This is a genomic window from Atopobiaceae bacterium, assembly GCA_022483015.1.
Taxonomy (GTDB): domain Bacteria; phylum Actinomycetota; class Coriobacteriia; order Coriobacteriales; family Atopobiaceae; genus JALCUE01.
In genome coordinates this window covers 1922146-1934461 of sequence record JAKVOB010000001.1, presented here as the reverse complement: position 1 = coordinate 1934461, position 12316 = coordinate 1922146, and the positions used below count along the sequence as shown (strand labels likewise).

The 12316-nt window shown below is 65.0% G+C and carries 11 protein-coding genes; 4 read left to right on the top strand and 7 right to left on the bottom strand.

The features are described from left to right. Window positions 1-19: 19 nt before the first annotated feature. Complete coding sequence (locus LKE50_08295; protein ID MCH3968590.1) at window positions 20-973, bottom strand: class I mannose-6-phosphate isomerase; 954 nt, start codon at window positions 971-973, stop codon at window positions 20-22. A 175-nt stretch (window positions 974-1148) separates the two neighbouring features. On the opposite strand from LKE50_08295, the gene LKE50_08290 reads away from it, so the two are divergent. Further along, on the top strand, window positions 1149-1910 hold the full coding sequence (locus LKE50_08290) for a DeoR/GlpR family DNA-binding transcription regulator (protein ID MCH3968589.1): 762 nt from the start codon (window positions 1149-1151) through the stop codon (window positions 1908-1910). Window positions 1911-1967: 57 nt separating this feature from the next. Here LKE50_08290 and LKE50_08285 read toward each other — a convergent pair whose 3' ends face one another. Further along, window positions 1968-2750, bottom strand: a complete 783-nt coding sequence (locus tag LKE50_08285; protein MCH3968588.1) for a GntR family transcriptional regulator — start codon at window positions 2748-2750, stop codon at window positions 1968-1970. 221 nt (window positions 2751-2971) lie between these two features. Here LKE50_08285 and deoC point away from each other — a divergent pair, with 221 nt between their 5' ends. Then, complete coding sequence (deoC, locus tag LKE50_08280) at window positions 2972-3703, top strand: deoxyribose-phosphate aldolase (protein MCH3968587.1); 732 nt, start codon at window positions 2972-2974, stop codon at window positions 3701-3703. A 186-nt stretch (window positions 3704-3889) separates the two neighbouring features. Here the strand turns inward: deoC and LKE50_08275 are convergent, their stop codons facing one another. The 4 genes from LKE50_08275 to LKE50_08260 all read right to left on the bottom strand — a co-directional run bounded on the left by LKE50_08275 (window position 3890) and on the right by LKE50_08260 (window position 6803). Further along, window positions 3890-4549: a nitroreductase gene (locus tag LKE50_08275; protein ID MCH3968586.1), complete on the bottom strand. Its 660-nt coding sequence runs from the start codon at window positions 4547-4549 to the stop codon at window positions 3890-3892. Between the two features lie 49 nt (window positions 4550-4598). Next, entirely contained in the window at window positions 4599-5405 is an 807-nt protein-coding gene (locus tag LKE50_08270; GenBank protein ID MCH3968585.1) for an N-acyl homoserine lactonase family protein, read from the bottom strand. Next, complete coding sequence (locus LKE50_08265) at window positions 5398-5760, bottom strand: metalloregulator ArsR/SmtB family transcription factor (protein MCH3968584.1); 363 nt, start codon at window positions 5758-5760, stop codon at window positions 5398-5400. The genes LKE50_08270 and LKE50_08265 overlap by 8 nt, the downstream gene beginning before the upstream one ends. A 179-nt stretch (window positions 5761-5939) precedes the next feature. Beyond that, window positions 5940-6803 carry a helix-turn-helix domain-containing protein gene (locus tag LKE50_08260; protein ID MCH3968583.1) on the bottom strand — a complete coding sequence of 288 codons (864 nt, stop codon included), beginning with the start codon at window positions 6801-6803 and terminating at the stop codon, window positions 5940-5942. 88 nt (window positions 6804-6891) lie between these two features. Between LKE50_08260 and LKE50_08255 the strand changes: the two genes are divergently transcribed. Next, window positions 6892-8106, top strand: coding sequence for a multidrug effflux MFS transporter (locus LKE50_08255; protein ID MCH3968582.1), 1215 nt, complete (start codon window positions 6892-6894; stop codon window positions 8104-8106). Here LKE50_08255 and LKE50_08250 read toward each other — a convergent pair. Beyond that, complete coding sequence (locus tag LKE50_08250; GenBank protein ID MCH3968581.1) at window positions 8103-10868, bottom strand: ATP-binding protein; 2766 nt, start codon at window positions 10866-10868, stop codon at window positions 8103-8105. The genes LKE50_08255 and LKE50_08250 overlap by 4 nt on opposite strands. A gap of 189 nt (window positions 10869-11057) precedes the next feature. On the opposite strand from LKE50_08250, the gene LKE50_08245 reads away from it, so the two are divergent. Further along, on the top strand, window positions 11058-12314 hold the full coding sequence (locus LKE50_08245; GenBank protein ID MCH3968580.1) for an HD domain-containing protein: 1257 nt from the start codon (window positions 11058-11060) through the stop codon (window positions 12312-12314). Window positions 12315-12316 lie beyond the last annotated feature (2 nt).

The following is a 12316-nucleotide window of genomic DNA, read 5'->3' as shown; positions in this document are numbered from 1 at the left end:
GGTCCCTTCTTCTTGGGCGCTAGCGCGCCACGTTGTCGTTGCGATAGGAGGCGAGGAAGAGGTCCATCGTGCCCTTGAGGTCAAGCCAGCCCGTACCAGCCGGCACGAGGATCGTCTCGCCCTTCGTCACGGGGACGCCGTTCACGGTGCCGGAGCCGTTGACGCACGTGTAGAACGCGAACCGGTCGTGGAGGAAGCGGCCAGCCTTGCTCACCTGCAGGCGCATGAGCGTGTAGAGGCCGGGTTGGTCGGTGTAGCGCGTCACGTCCACGCCCAGCTCCTCGCGCGCCGGATAGGTCTCGAAGTCGATGAGCTTGTCGGGCATGTTGACGTTCTCGTAGACCTCCTCGGGCTGGATCTCTCGAGTGGTACCCGTAGCAGGCTCGATGCGGTCGTAGTCATAGAGGCGCAACGTGCAGTCGGCGTTGCGGGAGATGTTGTAGGTGAGCACGCCGTCACCGATGGCATGGAGGGTCCCCGTGGGGATGTCGATGAAGGCATCCTTCTTGGCGGGGAGGTAGCGAAGGAGCTCGTCCCACTGGTGGGCCTCGGTCCAGTCCTTGAACTGGTCCAAGGTCGTTGCATGATGCCCGAACTCGATACGGGAGCCCTTGGGCGCGTCGAGGATGACCCAGGCCTCTGGCTTGCCGCGGCCACCGTTGTATCCCTTGGCGAAATCGTCACCAGGATGAATCTGGATCGAGAGGTCGGCGATAGGGTCGAGGATGTTCACGCGGACGGGGAGCTCCTGCGTCTCGCAGTCGAAGAGTTCCGGGCGAGCCGAGTAGAGCTCCGAGAGGGTGCATCCCAGCTCCGGCACGCCGCAGTCGGCATGTCCCGGGAGGGCAACGACGTTGTAGACCTCGCCCAGGGGGGCCACGTCGGTCACATAGCCGAACTCGTCGCGCAGACGCGTGCCGCCTCCCCACATCCGCGGCTCGTAGTAGGGGCTGATCTTGTAGATGGTCTCCATGGTGTGATCCTTTCTGACGGAGGTCCTTTGCTGGCTCCAATCTACGACCGCGCAGAAGAAACGAAAAGAATAATCGTTCGGTAGAACGAAATCGTGTGAGATTAACTTTCGTTCTTGTATAAACTTTGAGAAACGAAACGTCACGTTTTTCGTTTGTCGAGAGGGGATGGAGACGATGTCTCGGACGGCTGACGCGCGGAGGGACTGCATCTATCAGCGCGTGCTCCAGGATGGCACGGTCGACGTGGCGACCCTTGCCGGTTCCTTCGGAGTGACGCCCCAGACGGTGCGCCAGGACCTGGCACATCTCGAGGCGCTTGGTCTTGTGATGCGGACGCATGGGGGAGCGAAGGTGCTCTTCGGAGCCGAGGTGGAGGTGGGGGTGAAGACGGCCTCCCATGCCCACGAGAAGCTTGCCATCGCGCGCGAGGCCATCAAACTTGTAGGTGACGGCGACGTCGTCTGGATGGACTGTGGCAGCACGGTGCTCGCCTTGGCACGCCTACTCCCCTTGCGACGGGACATCACCGTAGCCACGAACAGCATCCGTGTCGCGGGGCTCGCTGCCACGCAGGGGGACTGCGCAGTCGTGCTCGCGGGCGGTGAGGTGGTGGGCCGCGCGGGGGCCGCGACTGGCGGACGTGCGCTCGAGCTGGCGCGGGAGGTCTGCGCGGATATCGTCTTCGCGGGCTGCGACGGGTTCGACGGGCGTCGCGGTCCCACGATGACCTCGCCGGAGATGCTGGCGGTGACCCGTGAGGCCATGGCGCACGCCAGCCGTCGCGTGCTCCTCGCTGATTCGTCAAAGTTTTCCCGGAGGGGGTCGTATCTGGTGGCGCCCTGCGAGGAGTTCACCTATCTGATCACGGAGAGGCTCCCGCCGGAGGATGCCTGGGCTGGGGAGGCCTTTGCCGAGGTCATATCTGCGGCAGGGTAATCGCAGCTGGTTCCCGGCATATGGGCCGCGGGATGCCCGAGGCCAAGGGCTGCGACTTCAGCCGTAGTATTTCCTCAATGTGAGACCATCTGCATCAAGGCTCACGAGTAGGTGATTCCTGTCGGCCGGTTCGATGAGCACGGAGGTCTCGAAGGGACGGAGCAGCGTGTCATAGGAGGTCCTGAGGACCTGGAAGGCGGGCGAGCCCGTGGTGGCCCCCAGGGCCTTGGCCTCTCTGGCGTCGAGGCAGATGGCCTCGTAGGCCTCCTCGGCGCGCGCCGGCAAGGCACCGGACTCCTCCGAGATGCGTGCATAGAGCGAGTGCGTGAGGTCCCTCTCGGACAAGGTCGGGCAGAGGGAGCATGGTACGAAGGCGGTCTCCACGCGCATGGGGACGCCGTCGCCGAGCCTCAGGCGACGAATCTCCCAGACCTCGGTGCCATCCGGGACCTGGAGCCGCTTCGAGATCCCCCTATCCGAGGCGCGCCTGCGGAGCCCCAGGACCTCCGATGTGGCCTCCTTGCCCTCGCGAGCCATCTCAGCCGAGAAGTTGAGCAGCATCCCGAGGTTCTGTCGCGTGGAGGTAGGGCAGACGAAGGTCCCCTCGTGCCTACGTCTCACGACGCTGCCGGTGTCCACCAGGTCCTGGTAGCACCTTCTCACGGTTGTGCGAGAGAGGCCGAGGTTCTGGCATAGTTCCTGGTCGGTGGGCAGCGGTGTGGTCTCGTCGAGGCCGCCCGTGGCGATGACCTGGAGGATGCGTTGTTCGAGCTGCAGGTAGAGCGGTGTGGCCGAGGCATGGTCGAGTGGGTCTGCGGTGATCGCCGATAGTGCGTCCATGAATTCCTCTCCGTGGTTGCTGGTGTCACGACTATTCTACCTTGCTAGATATCCTATGTACCATACAAACAGAGATTCTCTCTCGACCGGAGTGGCTCTTCCTCCGCGCCTGATATCCTGCAGATGGCCAAGGTATCTAAGGAACGATACTAAAGGGCTGAATCACCCGGTACCAAGGTCATCGGCAATGCCCCGGAAGGGGCCAGGAGAAAGGACGCGGCATGAAGCCATCCAAGAAGGCAGTGCAGATGAGCGAGCGCGAGCTCGCGAGCTACGTCGACCAGTCGGTGCTGAAGCCCGAGTTCACCGTCGACCAGATCAGGAAGTACGCCCAGGAGGGCATCGACTTCGGGTGCAAGACCATCTGCATCAATCCTGCCTCGCTCGACATCGTGGCTCCCATGGTCGAGGGCACCAAGACGGGCATCTGTGTGGTCTGCGACTTCCCGTTCGGCCTGTCCACCACGGCCTCCAAGGTGCTTCAGGCCGAGGAGTACTGCAAGAACTACAAGATCGAGGATTTGGACATCGTCTCCAACTACGGCCGTCTGCGCTCCGGCGACTATGGCTTCGTGACCTCTGACATAAAGGCGGTCGTCGACGTCTGTCATGCGTACGGCTCGAACGTGAAGGTGATCATCGAGACCGACTCGCTCACCATCGAACAGGTCAAGGCCGGGACCCGCTGTGCCGTTGAGGCCGGCGCAGACTTCGTCAAGAGCTCCACGGGCTTCTTCACCGGCGGGGAGCAGCATGGTGCCACCAACGAGGTCGTCGCGGCCATGATTGAGGCTGGCGCGGGCAAGATCCGCGTCAAGGGCTCGGGTGCCATCCGAACCCAGGAGCACTTCTTCGAGCTCATCGACATGGGCATCGACCGCATGGGCGTGGGCTACCGTTCCACCCCGACGGTGCTTGGTTGTACGGCGGCGCAGGCTAGGGATCTTGACTGAGGGGTCTAGCACCATCCGTGTGGCAGGTGGCGGGGTGTGGGGCGCCGCCTGGTCCCGTGAGGCATGTCGGTCCTGACACATGGTTTGGATGATGGCCTTTCGACTCAAGAGGAGAGGCACCCGATTATCTGGGTGCCTCTCCTCTTCTTTGGTCTGCTTGCTCGTCGGGCGTCCTGCGAGGGCTCCCTACGCCTCGAGCCCGTGGCCGCTCGCGGCCTCGAAGTCGTGACGCACGATGCCGAGGTCCGTCTTCGTGTTGGGACCCATCCCGCGGGCCACGCGGGCGACGTCACCGTCGAGCGTGATGTGGAACCTCTGCTGGTTCATGGCGGTGGGGGCCAGGGTGGCGCCCTCGATGCCCCGGCGGTACCAGTCGGGGGCATCGGCTGGCATCTCGTAGAGCCTCTCGGCGGGCTTGCTCTTGTGCGCGATGCCCTGCGTCTCGCCGTAACCCATCGCGATCACGCCCACCAGCTGCTCTCCGGCCTCGATGTCGGCCTTGACGGATCGCTTGCCATAGGTGAGCACGACCCAGCAGGTGTTGAGGCCCAGCTCCTGGGCGAGAAGTACGACCCTCTCGCCGTGGAATCCCACACGCTCCTCCAGGTCCGTGGACTTCCTGCCGATGAGCGCGAGATAGTCGGTCACGCCGGCGAAGCTGCCGTAGTGGGCCATGCCGGAGGTGAAGGCCTCCGGTTCGTCGAAGGCCAGCTGCAGGTGAAGGCTGCCCTCCTGGTTGCAGGCGTCCACACATCCCTGCAATGCGACGCGCTTCTCGGCCTCGATGGGGTGGTCGAGGTAGTGACGTACGGCGTGCCTGCTCCTCATGAGCTCGATCTGATCCATGGCGTGCCCCTTCGTGTCTGTGGTTGCAAGATGTCGGTGCAAGAAGAACCTAGAGGTCGATGACCTGCTCCTCGGTGTCCGGGTCATGGTTGGGGATCACGGTCAGGCAGGCAGGGTCTGCCGCACACGCGCAGACCCACTCCACCGAGGCCTTGGCAGCCGCCTCGTCCACGGTGAACCCGGGCATGATGTGCTCGCGTACCGACCGCTGCGTGTAGACGGCGTCCCCTGCCAGGAGGACGTAGCGCTCGGGCGTGCCCACCCGCACGGAGGCATGACCATGGGTGTGGCCGGGCGTGCTCACCAGGACCACGCTGCCGTCGCCGAAGACGTCGAGGCTCCTGCCGACGGGCCCGATGCCGCCCTCCTGGTAGTCGAAGGGCTCGATGTCGACGTCCGCCCAGGTCGAGCGCACATAGCGAAGTGGCGCACGGCGGGCGTCCGCGACCTCGGCACGGGCGGTCATGAAGCGTCGGGCGCCACGCACGAGGGCGATGCCGCTCGTGTGGTCGAAGTCGAGGTGGCTGAGGTAGACGCAGTCGATGTCGGTGGGGGAGAGGCCGCAGGCCGCGAGCTTGGAGTCGATGCCCTCCCCCTCGAGGACGAGTGGGGCGCTGATGCGGTCGAGGGCACCCCCGAACCGCTTCGGGCGCTCGTAGGCATAGCGGGTGTTCCATCCGGTGTCGATGAGGATGTTACCCCGCGGGTGCTCGATGAGGTAGCACGAGACGGGCAGGGTGAGCTTCTTGTCGACGGACCTTCCCACACCTAGGGCGGCCAGCGGCCTGTCCTCGTGGTAGGGGATGGCGCGATCGACGATGACGCTGCCGGTATGGAAGACGTGGAGCCTAGTCATCGGTCTCGCCCCTCCCGGGGAGGAGGGCCATGACCTGGCGTGTGTGGGTCAGCATGTCCTGGAGGTCCTTCATGGCCGCAGGGTCGGTGTCGAAGTAGTAGAAGTTCTTGGTGCCCTCGCGCCGCATCTTGATGAGGCCCGCCTCGCGCAGGATCTTGAGGTGGTGCGACACGGCCGGGCGCGAGAGGTTGGTCCTCTCGGTGATCTGCCCCACACGTACGCCGTGGCAGCTCCCCATGCGCATCATCTCGAGGATGAGGTGCTGGCGGTTCTCGTCTCCCAGGGCCGTGAGGACCGGCTGGCAGCGCTGGAACTCGTCGGCGATCGTGTCGACCATCTGCTTCATGTCGGGCATGTCCATCTCCTTATGGTCCAACCGTTTGAACCATTAAACCACCAAGGATGGGCGAGAGGAACATCGGGAAAGAAAGGCGAGACGGAAAGGGAGGCATGCGCGTGGCATGGCATCCACGACGGCCTGGTACAGCGCCGCCGTCTGCTGGGCCATGCGCCGCAGGCTTCCCGGCCGCAGCATCACCGCGCCTCCGTCAGCACCTCGCAGCAGCTCTCCTGCGTGCCGTTGCCGAACCCCCATGACTCGAGCACGAGCGTCGGCTCGTCGACCCGGTCCTGAACCTGCGCCAGCGCGGCCGAGAAGCACCTCCCCAAGGTGGCAGCCCTCACGCGACGAGCCTCGTAGGTCCTGGCAGGAAGGCGGAGCAGCAGCACCTCCTGACCCCTGCGACCCAGGAGCGACTGGTGCCTCTCGCCCGGGAGCCCTGTCGCCTCGAGGACCACCGACCAACCCGTTCCCATTCGAGCCGTACCGGCCGTCATGGTCGCGTTGGACACGATTCCCTGCCGCGCCAACGGCGCGAGCCCGTGGTCACGTGCGAACTGCGTGAGCAGGGTCACGGCTGCGGCATAGCGGCGGGCGTCGAACTCGTCACAGCTCCAAGCCGTCGCGATCAGCCAAGTGCCCTCGATCTCCTGGCGGTAGGGGGCGGTCGCATCCCGTGCGTGGGCCTCGTGCTCCACATGGGCCTCGCATGCCTCGAGCGATTCCAGGGCGAGCTGCGCCTTGCGTATGCGTTCCCGTGCGGGTGCCAGGCTGCTCGAGAAGAGCCTCTCGGCGTCGAGGGAGCCGTCGGAGCGCTGGCACTCCCTGACCCGCGCCAGGGGAATCCCGAGGTCGACGCATACGACGATGACGTCGACCGTGGGCATCTGCCCCATAGAGTAGTAGCGGTACCCGGTCGCAGGGTTCACGTAGGCCGGTGTGAGGATGCCGATGCGCTCGTAGTGGCGGAGCGCCTTCACGCCGACGCCCTTCATGCGAGAGACCTCACCGATCGAGAGGAGGCCCTCGCCCCTGCTGGTCCCAGTGACTTCGCTCATCGTCCCCTCGCTCTCGTTGACTCTCCCCTTAGGGGATAGTCTAGCCTTATGGCCGCTGACCGTACCGACGACCGGAGGGAATCGCATCATGCAGGACACATGGCTGCTCGAGCCACAGCACAGGCTTGGACACAGGGGGCTCTTGGCCCTGCTGGTCTGCACCTCGCTCGTGATGCCGCTCTCGCTCGACATGTACACGCCGGCGATCCCGCACATGGCCGAGCACCTCGATACCACGGAGGGGATGGTCAACCTCACCCTGGTCGGCTATTACCTCTTCTTCGCGATCGGGCTCCTCGTCTTCGGGCCGCTCTCCGACCGGCGTGGGCGCAAGCCGGTGCTCGTGGGCGGCCTCATCGCCTACACGCTCGGTGCCGCGCTCTGTGCGCTGTCGCCCACCATCGAGGTCCTCATCCTGGCGCGCATCATCCAGGCTCTGGGGGCGGGGGCCGCCGACTCCATGACCAACAGCATCGCCAAGGATGCCATCGTCCCCCAGAGGCGCCAGCTCGCGCTCTCGTTCATCCAGCTCATGTTCATCGTGGGGCCGGTGGTGGCCCCCATCCTGGGTGCCTTCATCGTCTCGGCCTTCAGCTGGCACATGACCTTCTGGGCCCTCACCTGCATAGGGGCGGCCTGCTGCGTCTTCTCGCTGCTCTTCGATGAGACGCTGCCTGAGGGGTCGCGAGCGACCGGGTCTGGTGCTGGCACGGTCGCCTTGTTCAGGCAGACCCTCTCGGACAGGGGGTTCACCTCCTTCCTGCTCGTCATGAGCCTCTACAACGTGGGGTTCATGGCCTACATCTCGGTCGCGAGCTACATCTACATCACCTACTTCGGCCTTTCCGAGATGGGCTACAGCCTGTACTTCTCGGTCGTGGCGCTCTTCACGGCGCTGGGACCGTTCAGCTGGGAGGTCGCGTCTCGGGTGATGCGACCGCGGCAGTTCCTGGGCGGCCTGATGGGGGCGTCCGTGGTGGCGGGGGTTGCCATGCTGGCCTTCGGCCACATCGCGCCGCTTGCCTTCTGCATCCCGTTCCTCGTCTTTGCCGTATGCGAGGCGGCCGTGAGGCCCCTCTCGGTCAACATCCTGCTCTCGCAGGCAGACGATGGTGCAGGGACGGCATCGTCGACCATCAACTTCGTATGCACCGCCGTGGGATGCGTCGGCATGCTGCTCTCGCAGCTGCCCTGGCCGGACTACATCACGGGCCTGGGCATCATCATCGTCGTGTCCATGGGAGCGGCCCTGGCGGGCTGGGTCTGGCTGCTGAGGTCCGGCATCAAGGTGAAGGGCCTCTAGGGCTGCCGCGGGCGGCTCCCGGTGCCTTCGACGAGCTCGTTGATCGTGGAGACGAGCTCGCGGATGTCGATGGGCTTGGTGAGGAAGGCGTCGAAGCCTGCCTCCTTGGTCACGTCGTCCTCCTGGCCGAAGGCGTCTGCCGTCATCGCCACGATGGGGATGGTGGCCGCCTGTGCGTGGTCCGACGAGCGGATGCGCCTCGTCGCCTCGAGCCCGTCCATGATGGGCATGCGGTAGTCCATGAGGATGGCGTCAAAGTGGCCTGGCTCGGAGGTTGTGAACGCATCGAGGCCGAGCTGGCCGTTTGCGGCCAGCTCGACGGCGGCGCCCTGGTTCTCGAGCAGCTTCTTGGCGATCTTGGCGTTCAGCGCATTGTCCTCCACCACGAGGATCCGCCTCCCGGCGAGGCTGGGACCTGTGCCGTCCGTGCCGCCTCGCTCCTTCTCCTTGGCGGCGATCTGCTCGGGTGTCGCCAGGGGGAGGTCGAGGGTCGCGGTCACGCATGTGCCGTGTCCCAGCCTGCTCGTGGCCGATATCGTACCGCCCATGAGGGTCACGATCTGCTTTGAGATCGGCATCCCCAGGCCCGTGCCGTTGTTGGAGGTGTTGCCGCCCTGGCTCTCCTGGGCGAACGGGTCGAACAGGTGGGGGAGGAACTCCTCGCTCATGCCGATGCCGGTGTCGGTCACGGTGAATCGGTCATGGAGGACGCCATCGGCGGAGCTGAGGTGATCGACCGTGAGGTCGATCGACCCTCCCGCGGGCGTGAACTTGATCGCGTTGCCGACGATGTTGACGATGAGCTGCTGGATGCGGCTGGAGTCGACATAGAGCGTGTCCCACGGGACGCCCTCGGTGTGCACGGCGACGCGGAGCGCCTTCTTGGTGATGCTGGGGGCGAGGAGCTTGAGGGCGCCCTCGAGCACCTCCTTCCCGCTGCACACGTTGGGATGCAGCTCGAGCCGACCGCTCTCGATCTTGCTCATGTCGAGGGTGTCGTTGATGAGGTCGAGCAGGTAGTGCCCGGCGCTGTCGAGCTGCACGAGGTCCTGGCGGGTGGCCTCGTCCACATCCCGCTCGAGCATGAGCTCGCAGAGGCCTAGCATGCCGTTGAGCGGTGTGCGCATGTCGTGGCTCACAGTCGAGAGGAACTGCGTCTTGGCCTCGTTCGCGGCGTCGGACCTCTGGGCCTCGAGCTCCCGGTCGTGGGCGAGCACGGAGGCGGAGATGTCGACGAAGACGGCGTAGTAGACGGTGGCGTCGCCTTCCATGCGCATGAAGACGGCCGAGAGGAGCGACCAGACGGTGATGCCGTCCTTCCTGCGGAGGCGCCACCTGAGGTTCAGCGACTCGTCCCTCATCGCGGAATCCCGGAGCCTCTCGGTGAGGAATGCGAGGTCCTTGCTCGTGTCGGAGGTACCTTCCCCCTCCTCGGCGATCGTCTCTGCGTAGCTCTCCTTCGTGAGGCCGGTCAGCTTGACCATGCCCTCGCTGTAGTAGGTGGGCGTGATGCCGTGAGCGTCGCTGCGGTAGACGACCACCCCTCCCGGCAGGTTGTCGAGGAGGCTGTTGAGCATGAGGTCGCGCTCGTCGATCTCGGCCATGTAGTGCTTGCGCCTCAGCGCCGACAGGTGGGCGATGACGAGACTCGCCGCCAGGACGAGGATGACGATGCCCATGGGTATGAGGACGGTGCCGTAGCGGTCGAGGATGCTCGGTTCGTCGTTGACGTAGGTGACCGAGGTCCCCTCGACAGCCTCGACCTGGGTCTTCGAGATGCCATAGGCGTCCATGACGTCCTTGTCGAGGATGCACGACACGGTCGCGTCGCGTACGGGGATGGTGCTGATGTCGGTGCCGTTGATGAGGTCGAGCACGATCTGCGAGGCCTGGGTCGACATGGTCGAGTACGAGACGACCATGCCGCCGAGTATCCCCTCGCCGATGCCGAGCTCGTCGCCCTTGAAGATGGGGACGCTCACGTGTGACGAGAGGAACCTCACGGCCTCCGTGCTGGTGAAGTGGTTACCGTCGGCGTCGGTCGTCATCATGAGCAGGACCGGTATTGTCTCCTTGCCCCGGCTCTCGAGCTCGGCGGCGATCTGGTCCTGGGTCATCGTCGAGCAGTCGAGGGTCTCGAAGGTGAGCCCCGGGAAGGAGTTCGAGGCGGCATCGAACTGCTCGGTCGAGCCGATGCCCGAGACGGACTCGTCCGTGATGCCGAGCACGTGGGTCGCGTCAGGGTAGAGGCTCGTGGCAAGCTTGATGGTGTCGACCAGGGGGAAGGTCTCGCGGATGCCGGTGATGAGCGGGTCCGTGGCGGCCTCGTTTGCCAGATGCATGTCGTTGATCCCCTCGAAGACCACCGGCACGTCGGCAAACAGCTCGTCGCGGTACTGGAGGACGAACGTGAGGGCATCGTCGTCCGCGGCCATCACGTAGTCATAGGGCCCGGCCTCGTCCTCGCGGTCCTTGACGTTGGCGTAGGTCTCGCCGACGGCCTCGTCGTAGGTGCGGCGCTTGGTGTCCATGAACACGTAGTTGATGAGGGCGTCGTCGCCCAGCGTCTCTCGTGCGGCATCGAGCTTCGTAGGGACGCTCTCCCACTCATAGGCATAGGAGCTGAGGTAGAGCACGCGAGGCATGTCCGTGGATGACGTGGCCTCGGCCGCCTGCGCGCATGTCGCGGGACCGCAGACGAGCGAGAGGCAGGCCGCAAGGAAGGCAAGCACGACCATGGCAAGGGTCCTAGGCGTCCTCATGCGTGTCGACCTCCCTCGGTGGCAGACGCGGAAGCTCGCACCCATCGTATCCCCAGAATGCCTTTTGCACCACGAGCGGCTGGGGGGGAGGTGGCAAGCGTTCGGCAAACGTCGCCCCACGAGTCGCCACAGGCGATGAGGGAATTAGTGGGTACCATATAACTGCCGTTTCAGAAGGGGAGGGCGTCCATGAAGATCAGCATGCCGGACCTGCTCTTTGCGCTCTCATATGCCCTCGATGCGGTCGAGGGCGAGCTGGTGGGTGCCACGCCCTACCATTCGCGTCGCGTCGCCTACCTGTCCGTCCAGGTGGGGCGGGGCCTTGGGCTTGACGGCATCCAGCTCGTCGACCTCGCGTGTGCGGCCGCCCTGCATGACAACGCCCTCACCGAGTACATCACCTCGGAGTACCAGGCTGGCAACGACATCCTCGGCTCGCGGGGTCCTTCGGGCACGGCCGTCATCGACCTCCGGCCCCACTGCAGCTTCGGCGAGCGGAACGTGTCCGAGATGCCGTTCTACTCGCGGATCGAGGACGTCATCCTCTATCACCACGAGAACGCCGACGGCACGGGTCCCTTCAAGGTCCCGGCCGAGCAGACCCCGCTCTATGCCCAGATCATCCATCTGACGGACGTCCTGGACGTCACCTGCGACCTCTCGTCCATGACCCCCAAGAAGTACGAGAGGCTCACCCAGATGCTCTCGCAGCAGCGGGGGAGGTTCTTCACGCCCAAGGTCGTGGATGCCTTCACGGCGAGGATGGACTACCTCTCGCTCTCGACCCTGCGCAACGACAGGATCCCCGACCTGCTCCGCTCGTCGATTCCCGATGTCATGCGCGAGTACACGGGCAAGGAGCTCACGGGGCTGGCCGTCATCTTCGCACGCATCACCGACTACAAGTCGCGCTTCACCTCGAGCCATAGCATGGGCATCGCCGAGAAGGCCCGGGACATGGCCCACTATTATCGCCTGGGTGCCCGCATCGAGTCGGAGTACTACCTGGCGGGCGCCCTCCATGACATCGGCAAGCTCGTCATCGACCGCGACGTGCTCGAGAAGCCCGCCAAGCTCACCAGCGAGGAGTACGTCTACATCCAGAACCATGCCTGGTACTCGTGGCAGATCCTCTCGCAGGTACGTGGCTTCGAGGACCTCTCCCGCTGGGCGTCCTTCCACCACGAGAAGCTCGACGGCTCGGGCTATCCCTTCGGCAAGCACGGCTACGAGCTCAACGGCCTCGAGCGCCTCATGGCCTGCATCGACATCTACCAGGCCCTCACCGAGGAGCGCCCCTACAAGCCAGGCCTCACGCATGCGAGGACCCTCGAGATCATGAGGGGCATGGTCGACCAGGGCAAGATCGACGGCAGGATCGTCGAGGACATCGACGACCGCTTCGGCGCGGCCCGCACGCTCGTGGGGTCCCGCGACCTCATCTGAGC